Origin of the sequence: Bacillus thuringiensis, assembly GCF_001182785.1 — a bacterium.
Lineage (GTDB): Bacteria > Bacillota > Bacilli > Bacillales > Bacillaceae_G > Bacillus_A > Bacillus_A thuringiensis_S.
The window spans coordinates 1,346,034-1,363,137 of sequence record NZ_CP012099.1 but is presented as its reverse complement, the minus strand read 5'-3'; the positions used below and the strand labels follow the sequence as shown (position 1 = coordinate 1,363,137).

Sequence of the window (17,104 nt, the reverse complement as noted above, 5' to 3'; positions counted from 1 at the left end):
TCTCACCTATCAAATATTTATTTCACAAGCGCTATAAGAGATTTTAATTTCCCTGCTGCATGGACATAAGCTCTCGCCGACGCTTCCAATACGTCTTGCGCAACTCCGAAACCTGATATTTGGTGACTACCTTCTTTTAATTCAACGTGAACGTGAGCAAGTGCATCTTGACCTTGTGTAATAGATTGTATGCGATAATCTGCCAATTCACATTCTAGTCCTAAAATTCTTTGAATCGCATTGTATATCGCTTCAATACTACCAGAACCAGTGGCTGCATCTTCATACACATTTCCTTCCTCATCCTTCAGCACAACTGTTGCGCATTGTGTACTATTTGATACGAAATGCACTTGTAATTGCGTAATGTTATATTGCTGGGCTGCAAATGCTGCTTCACCAAGCATAAGTGCGCGTAAATCTTCCTCAGTAATTTCCTTTTTACGATCAGCCAATTTTTTAAACGCTTCGAATACCGCATCTCGCTCTTCATTTGTAAATTCATAACCAAGCTCTTTCATCTTTTCCGTAAACGCATGACGGCCAGAATGTTTCCCAAGTACAAAGAGATTTTGAGATTCCCCTATAAGCGCCGGTTCGATAATTTCATAAGTTGTTACTTCTTTTAGAACCCCATCTTGGTGGATGCCTGATTCATGAGCAAAAGCATTCGCTCCAACGATTGCTTTATTTTTCGGTACAACCATACCCGTTAACCTGCTTACTAATGTACTCGTTGCCTTAATCTCTTTTAACGTCATCGAAGGTTCTGCTTTATAAAAATCTTTTCTAATATGAAGAGCAACCGCAACTTCTTCTAACGCTGCATTCCCTGCTCTTTCTCCAATGCCATTAATCGTTCCTTCTACTTGCAATGCTCCGCCTTCAACCGCAGCTAACGAATTTGCTACTGCCATACCAAGATCATCGTGACAATGACAAGAAAAAATCGCTTTTTCATATGATGGAACGGATTCTTGTAAGTATTTAAAAAGAGAATAATATTCTTCCGGATTCGTATATCCAACTGTATCCGGAATATTAATTACATTCGCTCCTGCGCGAATCGCAGTTTCTACTGCTTCAGCTAAAAATGCTCTCGATGTTCTTGTCGCATCTTCTGCAGAAAATTGTACTGTCGGAAATAATGATTTTCCAAGCGTAACCGAACGATGAATACTATTTAACACGTCTTCTTTTGACATACAAAGTTTATATTTCATATGAATATCACTTGTAGCTAGAAATACGTGTAGACGAGGAGATACAGCACCTTTCAAAGCTTCATATGCTCTTCGAATGTCACTTTCTTTCGCTCTAGCTAAACTCATAACCGTAGCATTTTGAATTGTATTCGCGATGCGTTTTACTGATTGGAAATCACCTTCGGAAGCTGCCGCGAATCCAGCTTCCATTACATGAATACCAAGCCTCTCTAATTGCCTAGCAATTTGTAATTTCTCTTGTTCATTTAAATTTACTCCTGGTGATTGTTCGCCATCACGAAGCGTTGTATCCATGAACAAAATCTGCTTCATATTATTTAATCCCTACCTTTACTCGCGGCTGTACGAAAGGCATCATTTCACGTAATTTACGTCCAACTACTTCGATTTCATGTTCATTCTCTTTCTCATTTGTCGCGTGGAAATTTGGTCTTCCTGCTTTATGCTCTGCAATCCAGCCTTTTGCAAATGTACCATCTTGAATTTCTGCTAGTACTGCCCCCATCGCTTTCTTCGTATCTTCAGTAACAACGCGTGGTCCTGATACGAAGTCTCCCCACTGCGCTGTATCTGAAACTGAATATCTCATATTTTCAAGTCCACCTTCATACATAAGGTCAACGATAAGCTTCAGTTCATGTAAACATTCAAAATATGCAAGTTCAGGCTGGTATCCCGCATCAACTAACGTTTCAAACCCTGCTTTTACAAGTGCAGTCACTCCGCCGCAGAGTACAGCTTGCTCTCCAAATAAATCTGTTTCTGTTTCTTCTTTAAACGTCGTTTCTAATACACCAGCTCTCGTTGCTCCAATTCCGTCAGCATAAGAAAGTGCTTTTTCAGTCGCAACTCCTGTTGCATCTTGATATACTGCAAATAATGCAGGAACAGCCCCGCCCTCGGCGAACGTACGGCGTACGAGATGCCCCGGTCCTTTTGGAGCTACTAGAAATACATCTACATTAGCTGGTGGTTTTACTTGATCAAAATGAACATTAAATCCATGTGCGAACACGAGAGAGTTTCCGGCCTGTAAGTTTGGTGCAATTTCAGCTTCATATACTTCTGGTTGTAATTCATCAGGTAATAGAATCATTACTACATCAGCTTTTTCCGCCGCTTCTGCTACTGTATATACAGAAAATCCATCTTCTTTCGCCTTATCCCAAGACTTACCTTTTCTTAAACCTACTACTACATCAAATCCGTTATCACGTAAATTTTGCGCATGCGCATGACCTTGCGAACCATATCCGATGATTGCTACTTTCTTTTCCTTTAATACATTTACCGTTACATCTTTCTCATAATAAACTTTTGCCATTTTCATTTCCCCCTATATTTAAATGATTATTGAATTAACATAACTTGCTTATCTTGTTTTTTCATACTACGTGTAAATGCTGTTACACCTGTTCTCGCAATTTCTTTCAAACCGTATGGTCTAAGTAATTCAATTAACGCTTCCACTTTATCTTGTGTACCTGTTACTTGCACAACTATGGAATCCTTCCCAACATCTATTACAGCGGCTCGAAACGGTTCAATTAAACTATATAATTCCGCCCTTGCTACAGAAGTTGCTACTTTAATAAGAGCAAGCTCTCTAGCAATCATTGCTTCTTCTGTAATATCTGATACTTTCAGAACATCGATTTGCTTATGCAGTTGTTTAATTAACTGCTCAACTTGCTGTTCACTTTCCACATGCACAACTATCGTCATCCGTGAAATATCCGATGATTCCGTATGCCCCACTGAAATACTTTCAATATTAAAATGCCTTCGGGTCATAACACCTGTAATTCTATTTAACACACCGCTCTGATTACGAACTGTCGCTGTAACAATTCTCTTCACCTTTTTTCCACTCCTTCCATTTGGTGAACACCTTTCCCGGGCGCAACCATCGGCATAACTTTCTCAGATTGAAGTACACGGCAATCAATTAAGACTGGTTCTTTTAATTCGATCGCATGCTTCAATTGCTTCTTTGCAAGAAGTGGGTCATCAATACGAACACCTTTTATACCATACGCATTCGCAAGAGCGACGAAATCTGGTTGACACGACAATAAAGAATGTGAATATCTTTGATTATAAAATTCGTCTTGCCATTGCCTTACCATCCCTAAAGCTTCATTATTTAAAATAAATACTTTAACAGGTAAAGAATGTTCTTTTAATACACTTAATTCTTGCAGAGTCATTTGAAACCCAGCGTCACCGACAATTGCAATGACTAGTTCATCTGGTTTTGCAATTTGTGCACCAATTGCTGCCGGAAATCCAAATCCCATCGTCCCTAATCCTCCAGAAGTTACCCATTTATCTGGATTTTTCAGCGGATAGTATTGTGCTGCCCACATTTGATGTTGCCCAACGTCTGTTGTTACAATCGCTTCTCCTTTCGTGATTTCATATAGCATATCAATCGCGTATTGAGGTTTAATACTTTCAGAATTTCGTTTATAAGAGAATGGATACTTTTCTTTTCTACTCTTTAATAAAGAGAGCCATTCATGATGATTTTCTTTCTTTCCTTCTGATTGAAGCAATACTTCTAACGCCTGCTTAGCACTTGCAACAATAGGAATTTCAGTCGGCACATTTTTCCCGATTTCTACTGGATCAATATCGATATGTGCGACAGTCGCCCCTTTAGCAAAATAAGCTAAATTCCCAGTAAGACGATCGTCAAATCTTGCACCTATATTAATGAGTAAGTCGCATTCATATAACGCCATATTGGCTGTGTAAGAACCGTGCATTCCCCCCATCCCTAGAAATAGCCCATCATCTGGCGGAAAACCACCAAGTCCAAGTAACGTATGCACAACAGGGATTTCATATTTACGGGCAAAACTTGTCAATTCTTTCGAAGCTTTCGCATGCAGTATACCTGCTCCAGCTAAAATTAACGGTTTTTTTGCGGTTTCAATTGCTTGTAGTAATTTGTTTATTTGAAGTAGATTCGGTTCATAATTAGGGTTATATCCTGGTAAATCCATTTGTACATTGCTACATCGCTCACCCTTCTCGACTACCATATCTTTCGGAAGGTCAATAACGACTGGTCCTGGTCTTCCTGTTTTAGCAATATGAAATGCTTCTTTAATAATTCGAGGTAAATCTGAGGCCTTTCGCACTTGATAGTTATGTTTTGTCACTGGCATCGTAAGTCCCATAATATCCGCCTCTTGAAAAGCATCGCTCCCAATTAACGTTGTTGCTACTTGGCCTGTAAATACTACAAGTGGCAATGAATCGATCATCGCGTCCGCTAGACCCGTAATTACATTTGTAGCACCTGGTCCACTCGTTGCAATTACAACCCCTGGATTCCCTGTAATTCTGGCATACCCTTCAGCAGCGTGAATTGCCCCTTGCTCATGCCTTGTTAAAATATGCGGAATTTCACAATCATACAGTGCATCATAGAGAGGTAAAACGGCACCACCCGGATATCCGAAAATTACTTCTACGCCTTCCTTTTCTAGCGCTTCTAACAATAGCTGTGCACCAGTTGCCAGTTTCTCTTCCGTTTTTGAAGACATTGTTCTTATAAGCCCCCTTTTTCAAACTTTTATACAATAAAAAAATCCTACGTCCACACTCCAGCTATGTGCTGAAGGGACGAAAGATTTCGCGGTACCACCCTTCTTTGCAAGAATACTCTTGCCTCAGTGATCCATAAATGGATCTAGCTAATAACGGAGCTACCGTCTAAGCCTAGACAAATGCTTTAGCTTAGCACTCAAGGGCGATGTTCGTCGACGTGAACCATCGGTTTTCAGCAACCACCGACTCTCTGTGAGGCTTCACAATCAACTACTCCTCCCTATCAACGCTTTTTTTATGTTAAAAAGAATTGTTATACAACTTTATTTTCTGCGTAAATTTTCTCTCCATCTTCTACAACTAACTTACGAAACTCTTCTAATAAACGGTTCGTATGTGGACCTGTTTGCCCTAAACCAATCGTTCTACCATCTACTGTCGTAACAGCAATAACTTCAGCAGCTGTTCCTGTTAAAAACACTTCATCAGCTACATATACATCATGTCTTGTAAATAGCTCTTCTCTTACGTCATACCCAAGTTTATCGCCGATTTCTAAAATGGCGTTTCGTGTAATACCTTCTAACGCTCCAGCAGAACTTGGTGGTGTAATTAATTTATTTCCTTTAACAATAAACACGTTATCTCCTGATCCTTCAGCTACATATCCTTGATCATTTAACATAAGTGCTTCTTGTACTCCAGCTAATTTCGCTTCAATACGAACTAAAATATTGTTTAAGTAATTTAAAGATTTTACTTGAGGGGATAAAACATCGGGACGATTTCGGCGCGTTGCAACTGTTACAACTGGAATTCCTTTCTCATAATATTCTTGCGGGAATAAAGATAATTGTTCTGCAATTACTACTACATTCGGCTTCTTACATGAATCGGGATCCAATCCAAGATTTCCTGCTCCTCTTGATACAACAAGGCGAATGTATCCATTAGATAATTTATTTTGTCGAATCGTCTCAACAACAATATTTGTTACTTCATCTAATGAATATGGAATTTCTAAAAGGATTGATTTTGCTGATTCATACAACCGGACAAGATGCTCTCTCAAACGGAAAACATTACCGCTATAAACTCTAATTCCTTCAAATACTCCATCGCCATATAAATAGCCATGATCATATACTGAAACTTTTGCTTCATCTTTTGGAACAAATTCTCCATTTAAGAAAATCCATTGCTCATTCACTAGAAGCGCCTCCTATGTTCTATGAATTTTTTATTGTTTCCTAGTTTACTCTCCTTTCTAAATAAATCAAGTGAATTTTTAGAAAATTTATAATTTTTAATCGTACGTACTTCTTTACTTATATTGATTTAACAACATTGTTAACGTTTACAAAAAATCAAAAAATTTTTTTCACCAATTTCCCCTAAAAAAATATTTGTTTAAAAGAAGGATTTTCATCAATTGATACGAATCTATTGTATTCAATAAACGGACGTCCGATTTTATAAATCCGGGAATATATAACGACTTTTGCTGAAAAAGGGGGAAAATAACAAAAATAGCGCTGTCTAAAAATAACATTCATATTTTTCATTTCGTAATCATAATCCTATTTTTAAAAAACAATTTGTCAAAATGAAGGAGGAAATAAATATGGCGTGTGTACAAATTAAAGGAACGAGACAAGAGGTAGTAGAAATGCTGCAATTATTTGATCTAATGGATACGAAAGGTTTTTGTAAATTCGATAATTACGTAGAGGTAGAACCAAATACGCAAGAACATAATCATTTTATTGCTTCAATCGACATCCATTCAAATACTTCTTCTGCCCAAGATACATTAAACGATCAATTCGTTAGTCAAATGCTTACTGGCGTATATAACGACTAAACAAAGATTTACTTCCTACCGTCTTTTCATAAATGCAGTGAACTTGAGCATACTAGCAATTAGATGGTAGGAGGTGAGAATTATGGCTAGAATTGGCGTTGAAAACTCATTAACAGACGTTCAACAAGCTCTTCAGCAACAAGGTCATGAAGTTGTTACACTTAACTCAGAACAGGATGCACAAGGGTGTGATTGTTGCGTTGTAACTGGGCAAGATTCTAATGTGATGGGCATTGCAGATGCCTCAATTAAAGGATCAGTCATTACAGCTCACGGTTTAACAACGGATGAAATTTGTCAACAAATTGAAAGTCGCACTTAAAAAATGAAAGAGGACTCCTTTTAAAGGAGCCCTCTTTTTTATATTCACCTAACGGGAAAGTAACATATACTGGATGAAAGCCCTACCTCTCTCTCATCATTACGGTTCCACTGACCGCTCCTTGATTCACTAGTATACATATATAGCTTACAAATACAATTTATAGGGTTTGTTCACAAAAGTTGTTGATAAAATTACCCGATCTTTCGCAAACTTTTTGTATTGCATTCATAAGAGATATTTACTTTACACTAGCTGTAACCGAGACACGAATTAAAATTATAACACCAATACAATAACTTGTCAACATTTTTCCGTAAATTAAAAACAGACATTAACGGTTTGTCTGTTTTAGAATGGAGCTTTTTCTTTTATTACATATACAACAAAGCCGCTTACTAACATAAATAAGCCAACTACTAAGTTTTTGATATTAATCATAAATTCCTCTCCCTTATTCCATACATCATATATATTTACATTTCAATTATTCCGATCATCCTAAAGCGCACTTTTTCTAATATATCATAATTCCTAAAAAATGCAAGTTCACTTTTGACGACCATTCACAAATTTATCTACAGTGCTTGGTACAGTATTTAAAGCCTTTTCAATTAAATGTGTACTGCTGTTGAGATGTAATACCTGCACCCCGTTAGAACCAACTACTAAAAAAGCCACTGGACTAATGGAAACCCCAGCCCCGCTTCCTCCTCCAAATGGATGCCCTTGCTTGTTCTCTTTATGCTGATTTTGCCCACCGTTATGTTTTTCAGTAATAAAATCCCCTTTAAAATCACTTCCACCAGCTCCAAAACCAAAAGCCACTTGAGATACTGTTAATACTACATTTCCGTCAGCTGTTGAAACCGGACTCCCAACAATCGTATTTACATCTACCATCTCTTTTAAATTTGTCATTGCCGTTTTCATTAAATTTTCAATTGGATGTTCCATTATGTATTGCACCCTTTCCTCATTATTCCTTTTTATACTTTCCAAAATAGAGGAAGTCATACTAACTTTTCCTATTTCAAGAAAACATTTTCTTCCTTTTAAAAGATATTACTGCCCGTTAATGCGGGATAAAAAAGAAAAAGAGATACATACTACTATTGAACCTTGTTATGAAAGGAGTCATGACTTTGACTGAGAAATTTGATGATTATAAAAGAAGAGATAGAATAGATAGTGATTATAGTGACTATAAAGAAGAATATGCTGCTGAGGTTGCACCACAACGGATTGATTATGATTACGATGATAAAGACGATAAAGACGTTGTAAAATCATCCGCCGCTGGATCAACTGCTGGTTTTATCGCTCTTGCGCTATCTATTTTATCACTATTTACATTCCCAACACTATTTGGTCTTGTTTCTGTTTTACTCGGTATTTACGCTTATAATCGCGGAGCTACTGTAACTGGCGGTATTGCTGCAATTGTCGGTGGGATTGCTGCACTTATCGCAATTTTATTCCGAGTAGCACTTATTGGCTTATTGTTCTCCCTGTTCTAAAAAAGAAAAAGGTATCTCGCTTAACGCGGGATACCTTATCCTGTAAACACATCTTCCGATGGATATTTTATTTTTTGTTTTGCTGGTCGCGCTAAAGAGAACACAAGTGTTAATGGTCCAATTAATCCGCAGAACATAACAAACATAATAATACATTTTCCGAATGCCGATAGCTTTGCAGTAATTCCCATCGTTAATCCGACTGTGCCAAACGCTGATATTGTCTCAAATAATAATTGAATAAAGCTGAAGTTTTCTGTAAGCATTAATATAAATACCGCTGCAAAAATAAGTATTTGACTGGCAACAGCAATCGCTAAGGCCCTCGTTACTGTCGACATTTTAATTGTACGCTGAAATAAAACAATTTCCTCCTTTTTTCTAAAGAAAGAAAGGACAGATGTAATTAAGATAACAAACGTTGTTAATTTAATCCCTCCACCTGTTGATACACTTCCTGCACCAATAAACATTAAAATCATCGTAAATAATATAGATGATTCTTCCATACCTCCATAGTCAACCGTATTAAATCCAGCTGTCCGCGGGGTAATACCTTGAAAGAAGGAAGCCCACAGTTTTTCATTTAAAGATAAATTCCCTAACGTCTTCACATTATTATATTCCAATACAAAAATCACAATCATTGCTATAACATTTAGCACTACTGTTCCAATAATCATTATTTTTGAGTGAAGTGATAATTTTCGAAAACTGCGACTATACCATATATCAATTAATACGGTAAAACCGAGTCCACCTATTACAATTAAAGAGCAAATCCCAATATTAATAATGGGATCCCCTACATATCTTGTTAAATTATCTGGCCATAAAGCAAATCCTGCATTATTATAAGATGCAATTACATGAAAAATACTATAGTATAAACCTTTTCCAAAACCAAACTCTGGAATAAAACGAAACGATAAAAAGATGACCCCAATAAGCTCAATACAAATCGAAAATATAAAGACACGCTTTACTAATTTTACAAGACCACCTATATTTGTTTGATTAAATGCTTCTCCAATTAATAAACGATGGCGTAATCCGATTTTTTTGCCTAATACCCAAACAATTAAAATGGCAATTGTCATAAGACCTAGACCACCTGTTTGAATTAAAAACATAATAACAATTTCGCCAAACATCGTAAATGTACTTGCTGTATCCACTACTCCCAAACCAGTTACGGTCGCTGCTGACGTTGCTGTAAAGAAAGCATCTACCCAACTAATATGTGCTTTCGTTGCGAATGGTAACTTTAATAACAAACCGCCAACCACAATTAAGCAGAAAAAACCTAACGCTAATATTTGTGGTGGGTTTAATCGTATAAGACGATTATACAGCCCTTGTTTTTTTGTTACTTCCATATCACTAACTCCCTTATTAAAGTGAAGCTTTCCCCTCATAAATAAAAAGCTTTTTAAAGCCCTTAAACAATTGGGACAAACCTTATATTCTTATAATATAGTTGAGCATAATCCTTTTTTTCATAGATTACAACTTTTATTTATATTCAGACTTCTTTTTGTTTTATGCTTGAAAACTATATATCCTAGCTCAATATTGCTAGCAATAACAATTTCATATGTACTATTTTTCAAATCCCCATATCTTTCACTCTATGTTCACATAGAGGTCACATCCACCTTTTATAGTATATGTATCGAAGCTGTTCCTCCCTAATTTATAAGACATTCCCCAGTGTCTTTGAATAGCTTCCATCCCTAATTAAATTGACATAAATTGTCCCCTTCCTTTGACCATCTTATATGCGATGGTCTTATTTTTTTGTCTTTCTATCTTTTATTTAAAACTCCCTCTCTCTTTCACTCTATATTCACACAGAGGTCACATCCACCTTTTATAGTATATATATCGAAGCTGTTCCTCCCTAATTTATAAGACATTCCCCAGTGTCTTTGAATAGCTTCCATCCCTAATTAAATTGTCCCCTTCCCTTGACCATCTTATAAATGATGGTCTTATTTTTTTGTCTTTCTATCTTTTATTTAAAACTTCCTCTCTCTTTCACTCTATGTTCACACAGAGGTCACATCTCCCTTTTATAGTATATGTATCGAAGTTGTTCCTCCCTAATTTACAAGACATTCCCCAGTGTCTTTGAACAGCTTCCATCCCTAATTAAATTGACATAAATTGTCCCCTTCCTTGACCATCTTATAAATGATGGTCTTATTTTTTTGTCTTTCTATCTTTTATTTAAAACTCCCTCTCTCTTTCACCCTATGTTCACATGAGAGTCACACCTATCTTTTATAGTATATGTATCGAAGTTGTTCCTCCCTAATTTATAAGACATTCCCCAGTGTCTTAAAGCAACTTCCATCCCTAATTAAATTGACATAAATTGTCCCCTTCCCTAGACCATCCAATGTGATGGTCTATTTTATTTTCCAAACACAAAATCAATCTATCTGTACTTAAATAAAAAAACGAAAAATTCAGAAAATATTGTCAAATTAGGTATTTTTTCGGTATAATTACTTTAGGAAGGAATTTCGCAAAAACAAAAGGGGGGATTTTATTGAAACAAACAAAAGCAATCTTAATCGCATTATTTCTAGGTCTAGTTGTCGGACTCACTCTAAATTTAGCCGCTCCATCTATCTTTGAGCCACTAAATCAATATGTGTTCAACCCAATTGGTCAATTGTTTATTCGACTTATTAAAATGCTAGTTGTTCCTGTTGTGTTCATTTCTATCGTACTTGGTGCTGCCGGCCTTGGAGATCCGAAACAACTTGGAAGAATCGGTTTAAAATCAATTTCATTCTTTCTCGTAACAACTGCGGTTGCCATCACTATAGCGATTACATTTGCACTTATTATAAAGCCAGGAGCTGGCGGTAATTTTAAAACAGAAGGTCTTAAGTATGAAGGGGCAAAAACTGAAACATCTTTCGTCGACACATTGCTAAATATCGTACCAGATAACCCAGCAAAAGCGATGGCTGACGGAAACATGTTACAAATCATTGCCTTTGCCGTATTGATTGGACTCGGTATAGCTATTTTAGGAAAACGAGTTCAAGGTATCCATTCATTACTTGAACAGGGCAACGAATTAATGATGTATCTTGTTAATCTCGTTATGAAATTAGCCCCAATTGGAACATTCGGTTTGCTCGCTTCATCCGTTGGTAAAATGGGTCTTGCAGGCGTCGCTGCGATGTTCAAGTATATGATTGTCGTTATGTTAGTACTCATTATTCACGGGGTCTTTGTATATGGCGGCTTATTAAAGGTATTAGCAAAAGAAAGTATTGTTCGTTTCTTTAAACATTTCGGACCAGTAATGGCAATTGGATTTAGTACATCTAGCTCTAATGCATCGCTTCCTTTTGCAATGAAAACAGCACAAGATAAGCTTGGCGTTCCAAAAGCGATAAGCTCATTTGTACAACCACTAGGGGCAACTATTAATATGGATGGTACTGCCATTATGCAAGGGGTAGCCACTGTATTTATCGCTCAAGTATACGGAGTTGAACTTACATTACCGCAATTAGCTATGGTCGTATTAACTGCTGTACTAGCTAGTATCGGTACTGCTGGTGTGCCAGGTGTTGGACTTGTAATGCTTACAATGGTTTTAAATCAAGTAAATCTACCAGTAGAAGGTATCGCTTTAATTATCGGTATTGACCGTATTCTAGATATGTCTAGAACAGCTGTAAACATTTCTGGTGATGCAATTTGCGCAATGATTGTCGCAAAATCAGAAGAAAAATATAATACTGATCAATCGGCAGCATCGTAAATCAAAAAAGGAGTGAATATATTCACTCCTTTTTTGATTTACTCCCTTTTTTAGAACGATATTCTTTCCCTTTATTATCATTACCAGTTTCAAATTCAGTGCTAAATTCCTGATTAAACTGGCCGGACTTTGGTGACCCTTGATTACCGCTCCCTTTACTACCGTTACGATTCGTCATATTTCTCCCTCCCTTCCTTGTATTAGTAGTATGGCGCTCTATCTTTTTTCATACACATTTTATTTTTTAACATCTATTACACACGAAAGAAGACCTTCCATATATAAGGAAGATCTTCTCTTTCATTACGTAAGCGTTTTCTTGTTTATTATCACTTAAATAAGTTTTTTGGAAATCGAAATCATTACATTCATTTCATCTTCTGAAAGTGTAGAGAATCTTTCTTGTAAATATTGTTTTTTCGCATCTTCCATTTTCGCAACTAAATCTTTCCCTTGTTCTGTAATCTCTAAATACACAACTCGGCGATCTGATGTAGAACGTGAACGAGTTACAAAACCTTTATTAATTAATTTTTCTGTAACAGCTGTAATATGACTATTCGACACATTTAATTCATTTGCTACACGCGATACCATTTCTTTATTCGTACGATTTAATATTCTCAGGACGATGAATTCATTCCACGGTATGTAACCACCGAATATTTTTCCGATATCATTACGCAATGTGCGAAACATAGCAAACACATTTGTCGATAGTTCTTCCATTAATTGCTCTCGATTTTGAGACAACTTTGACAGCTCCTTTTATTTCATTTAGTTAAATAAAAACCTTATTAATAATTTTACATGAAATCTTACTTTTTGTCACCTTATTTTCCCATAATTCGTAGTTTTTTAATATGTATTTCATGATAAAATGAAGTTAACTTCCAGAAAAAGGGGGTATTTTAATGCATGAGGAGGAGAAATTCTCAAATCTCAGCCTAAAAGATAAAACGATTATCATTAGTATTATCGCTCTTTTTCTCATTATAATTTTTGCATTTATATTTTTTGTATATGTAGGAATCTTTCAAATTACAGGTATAGAGTATAGTTCACGTACTGCGTTACTTCTCTTTTTTTTATTAATCACTTTCTTAGACAGTATTACATTTTTCATCTTCAGTTTCTTCAAAGCGCTGCTATATCCACTGACACAAAACATGCCAAATTGGATTTCTATTACTCTTTTCTCATTCATTGAAATTACACTAGATTGGTTCGTCATTCATACTGCTGATGATTGGATAGAAAGCGTACAAATGTCCAACATAGCTGAATTATGTGTCGTACTATTCTTTTTCCTCTTAAATAAATTATTAAGTGACGAGAAAGAGTAAGAATACAAGCTTTTCTATATAAAAATTGGTACAATGAAAGCAAATCTTACTAAAGAGGTGTTAATTATGAACTTACAACAATGGGCTGATAAAGGTATGTCCTTTGATACATATGTGAATGAAATGCAAGTAAACCAATACGAGCTACTACACATTTACAATAACTTTTTAATTCCAAATGAATTACTTCCTGTATTAGAAGAACGTCAAAATGACGGCTGGCGTGTTATCGTATTAACTGCTGATTGGTGTGGCGATGCTCTTTTATGCGTACCTGTTATGAAACGAATTTCTGAAGTTGCAAATATTGAAATGAGTTTATTAATTCGCGACGAAAACTTAGAATTAATGGATCAATATTTAACAAATGGAACAGCACGTGCGATTCCAATCTTTATTTTCATTGATAAAGATGGAAATGAACAAGCCGTCTTTGGACCACGCGCTCCAAAAGTACAAGAATTAGTAACTTCAATGCGCGCTACATTACCTGAAAAAGAAGATCCAACATTCGAAGAAAAACAAAAAGAAATGTATGCTAATTTCCGTGCTACATTAGCTGATGATACTTCTCTTTGGGAGCATGTAATGGAAAATATGGTGGAAAAAATAGTAAAATAAAAAAACCTGCCGAGCTCGGCAGGTTTTTTTATTACATAATGAAGAAATAGAATACCGCAGCTAAAATGAAACGATAATAAGCGAACGGTGTTAGTTTCACACGAGATAATAATTTCAAGAATGAAACAATTGCAAGCATCGCAACAACGAATGCAGTTATAAACCCTGTTACAAATAGCGTTATATCTGCTGAGCTTAATACATCCCAGCTTTTAATTAAATCTAATCCACTTGCAGCTACCATCATCGGTACCGCTAAAATGAACGTATATTCAGCTGCCGCTGTATGCGACACGCGAGCTAATAAACCACCACTGATTGTAGAACCAGAACGAGAGAATCCTGGCCAAAGAGCTAAACATTGAAACATTCCAATTGTAAATGCCTGTTTATATGTGATTTCATCTAACGTTCTTGCTGTACTTGGTTTTGAAAACTTCTCAGCAACAATCATTAAAATACCACCGGCTACTAAGCTAATAACAACTGGTCCTGGACCAAATAAAACCTCTTTAATAGTGCTATGGAATAATACGCCAAGTATCCCGGCAGGAATCATCCCGATAATAATATGTAATAAATTTAACGATGGTCCGTCTGTTACTTTACCTATTCCAACTAACGACCATAGACGCTTCCAAAATATAACAACAACTGCTAAAATCGATCCCAATTGGATAACAACTTCAAAAACTTTCGCTCTCTCATCGTCAAATCCAATTAAATGTCCTGTTAAAATCATATGTCCTGTTGATGATACTGGTAGAAACTCTGTTAACCCTTCAACAGCACCCATGATTAAACCAATTAACCAATCAGCCACAAGTAGTGCCTCCTTAATAACAAATAATATGTAATTTTTTCACACCTTATCATAATACCTTATCCCTTTTCAAAGTGCATCCTTTTTTTATTGGTTTCATATGTTGTAGGCGCGTATTTCTTTTCTAATCTTTGATTAAATTGTATGATAGTAAGAGTTTGTTTTTTTATATGGAAAGGGGATTTTATGAAAGAAACTACTTCATTTTCACAAAAGTTAAAGCAATTTGTATTACTATTTTTTCCGATTTTCGTAACGCAAATGTCATTATTTGCGATGAGTTTTTTTGATACAACAATGTCAGGACATGCAAGTCCAACTGATTTAGCAGGTGTTGCAATTGGAACAAGTATATGGCTTCCAGTTAGTACGGGATTAACAGGAATTTTAATGGCTACTACTCCCATTGTTGCACAACTCGTCGGATCCAAGAAAAAAAAGGACGTTCCCCACGTTGTCATACAAGCAGTTTATTTAGCAATTTGTGCTAGCTTCGTTGTTATCCTCATCGGTTTCTTCGTCGTTTCACCTATTTTAAACGGCATGCGCTTAGAAGAACCTGTGGAACGAATTGCAGCTCAATTTTTAAGTATTATCGCAATAGGAATTATACCTTTATTCACTTACACTGTTTTACGTGGATTTATTGATGCATTAGGAAAAACTCGCACAACGATGATTATTACATTACTATCATTACCAATTAACGTAATATTAAATTACCTATTAATTTTTGGTAACTTCGGTTTCCCAAAGCTTGGTGGTGTCGGAGCAGCAATTGCTTCCACTGCAACATATTGGTGCATTTTAATTATTACAGTCATTATTATTCAGACGAAAGAGCCTTTTGCCTCTTTCAACATTTTCAAACAATTATATCGCCCTTCTCTTTCGAGTTGGACAACATTCTTAAAGCTTGGCGTTCCTATCGGATTTGCTATCTTTTTTGAAACGAGTATTTTCGCTGCGGTAACGCTCATGATGAGTAATTTTAGTACGACAACTATTGCAGCTCACCAAGCAGCTATGAACTTTGCTTCCTTGTTATATATGACTCCGCTAAGTTTAGCAATGGCAATGACTATTGCAGTCGGATTCGAAGTTGGAGCAAAACGTTACGATAATGCAAAACAATACGGACTGATTGGAATTGGATTAGCCCTTGCCTTTGCTTTATTATATTCAATTCTTCTCTACTTCTTTGATAATCAAATTGCTTCTATTTATACGACAGATGCAAAAGTTCATCATTTAGCAAAAGAATTTCTTATCTTTGCGATTTTATTTCAAATTTCAGATGCAATTGCAACCCCTGTACAAGGAGCTCTGCGTGGGTATAAAGATGTAAATGTTGCTCTAATTATGACTTTAATTGCTTATTGGATAATAGGTCTACCACTAGGTTACATATTAGCAACATATACAGAATGGGCCGCAAAAGGTTATTGGATCGGTCTTATTATCGGTCTAGCATTTGGCGCTGCCTTCCTCCTTATCCGTCTCTTTCAAGTACAACGAAAATATACAACACAAAACAGCCGCTAATAATAAAGCGGCTGTTTTCTTTATGCATATTTTTTCTTGTAACGTATAATATAATGAAAAAGAAAGGTGGGTACATATGGACGACAAAGAAAAAAAGCAATCATTCGATGAAGAATTTGCCCCTGAAATTTCACCTGGATATCGGCAAGATGTACATAAGCCACCTAAATATAAAAACACTTCGTTTTTAATGGGCATTACCATTTTCGCCGCTGTATTACTCATACTTATCATTTTCGTTTATTTTTGATGAAAGGTGGCCTATTATATGAAGAAACAAAATTCCAATCGTTCCAAAAGAACTGTTAAAACACAAAAAGGATATGCAGGCGATTCTGTTCATACACTTAAACAAGTGGAGCAAGGAAATTTATATATTGCTCAAAAAGAACTTGGTCAACAAAATGAAAATCTTTAAAGGTCCTTGATTCCTTGAGGGCCTTTTTATTCCGCATTAAGTAGTACACCCCCAAATGATCTATT

The 17,104-nt window shown here is 36.1% G+C and carries 20 protein-coding genes and 1 other annotated feature; of the genes, 9 read left to right on the top strand and 11 right to left on the bottom strand.

Annotated features, from left to right (window positions below):
• Positions 1-17: 17 nt before the first annotated feature.
• The 5 genes from leuA to ilvE all read right to left on the bottom strand — a co-directional run bounded on the left by leuA (position 18) and on the right by ilvE (position 5,997).
• A complete protein-coding gene (gene leuA / locus AC241_RS07110) occupies positions 18-1,538 on the bottom strand; it encodes a 2-isopropylmalate synthase (protein WP_016082338.1) in 1,521 nt (506 codons plus the stop codon).
• A gap of 1 nt (position 1,539) precedes the next feature.
• Positions 1,540-2,550 (bottom strand): ketol-acid reductoisomerase, encoded by a 1,011-nt coding sequence (gene ilvC, locus AC241_RS07105; protein ID WP_016082339.1) that lies wholly within the window; start codon positions 2,548-2,550, stop codon positions 1,540-1,542.
• A 26-nt stretch (positions 2,551-2,576) separates the two neighbouring features.
• The gene (gene ilvN / locus AC241_RS07100) at positions 2,577-3,086 is read right to left on the bottom strand and encodes an acetolactate synthase small subunit (RefSeq protein WP_000822952.1); all 510 of its coding nucleotides are present in this window, start codon (positions 3,084-3,086) and stop codon (positions 2,577-2,579) included.
• Positions 3,083-4,783: an acetolactate synthase large subunit gene (ilvB, locus tag AC241_RS07095; protein ID WP_050842960.1), complete on the bottom strand. Its 1,701-nt coding sequence runs from the start codon at positions 4,781-4,783 to the stop codon at positions 3,083-3,085. Before ilvB ends, ilvN begins: the two co-directional genes overlap by 4 nt.
• Before the next feature lie 72 nt (positions 4,784-4,855).
• Positions 4,856-5,083: a binding site (T-box leader), on the bottom strand.
• A gap of 17 nt (positions 5,084-5,100) precedes the next feature.
• Positions 5,101-5,997 (bottom strand): branched-chain-amino-acid transaminase, encoded by an 897-nt coding sequence (gene ilvE, locus AC241_RS07090; protein ID WP_050842958.1) that lies wholly within the window; start codon positions 5,995-5,997, stop codon positions 5,101-5,103.
• A 414-nt stretch (positions 5,998-6,411) separates the two neighbouring features.
• Between ilvE and AC241_RS07080 the strand changes: the two genes are divergently transcribed.
• Both AC241_RS07080 and AC241_RS07075 read left to right on the top strand, forming a co-directional pair.
• Positions 6,412-6,651 (top strand): DUF3911 family protein, encoded by a 240-nt coding sequence (locus AC241_RS07080; protein WP_000752514.1) that lies wholly within the window; start codon positions 6,412-6,414, stop codon positions 6,649-6,651.
• 82 nt (positions 6,652-6,733) lie between these two features.
• Positions 6,734-6,973: a YkuS family protein gene (locus AC241_RS07075; RefSeq protein WP_016082342.1), complete on the top strand. Its 240-nt coding sequence runs from the start codon at positions 6,734-6,736 to the stop codon at positions 6,971-6,973.
• Between the two features lie 351 nt (positions 6,974-7,324).
• On the opposite strand, the gene AC241_RS07065 is transcribed toward AC241_RS07075, so the two are convergent.
• The gene (locus AC241_RS07065) at positions 7,325-7,414 is read right to left on the bottom strand and encodes a hypothetical protein (RefSeq protein ID WP_000608227.1); all 90 of its coding nucleotides are present in this window, start codon (positions 7,412-7,414) and stop codon (positions 7,325-7,327) included.
• A gap of 108 nt (positions 7,415-7,522) precedes the next feature.
• The gene (gene ytfJ / locus AC241_RS07060; RefSeq protein ID WP_000204241.1) at positions 7,523-7,990 is read right to left on the bottom strand and encodes a GerW family sporulation protein; all 468 of its coding nucleotides are present in this window, start codon (positions 7,988-7,990) and stop codon (positions 7,523-7,525) included.
• A gap of 128 nt (positions 7,991-8,118) precedes the next feature.
• Here ytfJ and AC241_RS07055 point away from each other — a divergent pair, with 128 nt between their 5' ends.
• On the top strand, positions 8,119-8,493 hold the full coding sequence (locus AC241_RS07055; protein WP_016082344.1) for a hypothetical protein: 375 nt from the start codon (positions 8,119-8,121) through the stop codon (positions 8,491-8,493).
• Positions 8,494-8,528: 35 nt separating this feature from the next.
• Here AC241_RS07055 and AC241_RS07050 read toward each other — a convergent pair whose 3' ends face one another.
• Entirely contained in the window at positions 8,529-9,872 is a 1,344-nt protein-coding gene (locus AC241_RS07050; RefSeq protein ID WP_000454115.1) for a TrkH family potassium uptake protein, read from the bottom strand.
• Positions 9,873-11,050: 1,178 nt separating this feature from the next.
• On the opposite strand from AC241_RS07050, the gene AC241_RS07045 reads away from it, so the two are divergent.
• A complete protein-coding gene (locus AC241_RS07045; protein ID WP_050842954.1) occupies positions 11,051-12,286 on the top strand; it encodes a dicarboxylate/amino acid:cation symporter in 1,236 nt (411 codons plus the stop codon).
• Between the two features lie 22 nt (positions 12,287-12,308).
• Here AC241_RS07045 and AC241_RS07040 read toward each other — a convergent pair whose 3' ends face one another.
• Both AC241_RS07040 and AC241_RS07035 read right to left on the bottom strand, forming a co-directional pair.
• Positions 12,309-12,464, bottom strand: a complete 156-nt coding sequence (locus AC241_RS07040) for a hypothetical protein (RefSeq protein ID WP_000184928.1) — start codon at positions 12,462-12,464, stop codon at positions 12,309-12,311.
• A gap of 155 nt (positions 12,465-12,619) precedes the next feature.
• A complete protein-coding gene (locus AC241_RS07035; protein WP_000081434.1) occupies positions 12,620-13,039 on the bottom strand; it encodes a MarR family winged helix-turn-helix transcriptional regulator in 420 nt (139 codons plus the stop codon).
• Positions 13,040-13,200: 161 nt separating this feature from the next.
• Between AC241_RS07035 and AC241_RS07030 the strand changes: the two genes are divergently transcribed.
• Together AC241_RS07030 and AC241_RS07025 are read left to right on the top strand one after the other, a co-directional pair.
• On the top strand, positions 13,201-13,632 hold the full coding sequence (locus AC241_RS07030; protein ID WP_000544072.1) for a YrvL family regulatory protein: 432 nt from the start codon (positions 13,201-13,203) through the stop codon (positions 13,630-13,632).
• Between the two features lie 33 nt (positions 13,633-13,665).
• Positions 13,666-14,253: a thioredoxin family protein gene (locus tag AC241_RS07025; protein ID WP_002040836.1), complete on the top strand. Its 588-nt coding sequence runs from the start codon at positions 13,666-13,668 to the stop codon at positions 14,251-14,253.
• A gap of 31 nt (positions 14,254-14,284) precedes the next feature.
• Here AC241_RS07025 and uppP read toward each other — a convergent pair whose 3' ends face one another.
• Positions 14,285-15,076 (bottom strand): bacitracin resistance undecaprenyl-diphosphatase, encoded by a 792-nt coding sequence (gene uppP, locus AC241_RS07020; protein WP_029441801.1) that lies wholly within the window; start codon positions 15,074-15,076, stop codon positions 14,285-14,287.
• 186 nt (positions 15,077-15,262) lie between these two features.
• Here uppP and AC241_RS07015 point away from each other — a divergent pair, with 186 nt between their 5' ends.
• The 3 genes from AC241_RS07015 (at position 15,263) to AC241_RS34695 (ending at position 17,039) form a co-directional block, all read left to right on the top strand.
• The gene (locus AC241_RS07015) at positions 15,263-16,621 is read left to right on the top strand and encodes an MATE family efflux transporter (protein ID WP_029441800.1); all 1,359 of its coding nucleotides are present in this window, start codon (positions 15,263-15,265) and stop codon (positions 16,619-16,621) included.
• Positions 16,622-16,697: 76 nt separating this feature from the next.
• A complete protein-coding gene (locus AC241_RS07010; RefSeq protein ID WP_000341062.1) occupies positions 16,698-16,871 on the top strand; it encodes a hypothetical protein in 174 nt (57 codons plus the stop codon).
• Positions 16,872-16,889: 18 nt separating this feature from the next.
• On the top strand, positions 16,890-17,039 hold the full coding sequence (locus AC241_RS34695; RefSeq protein ID WP_000744623.1) for a hypothetical protein: 150 nt from the start codon (positions 16,890-16,892) through the stop codon (positions 17,037-17,039).
• The last annotated feature ends 65 nt before the right edge of the window (positions 17,040-17,104 follow it).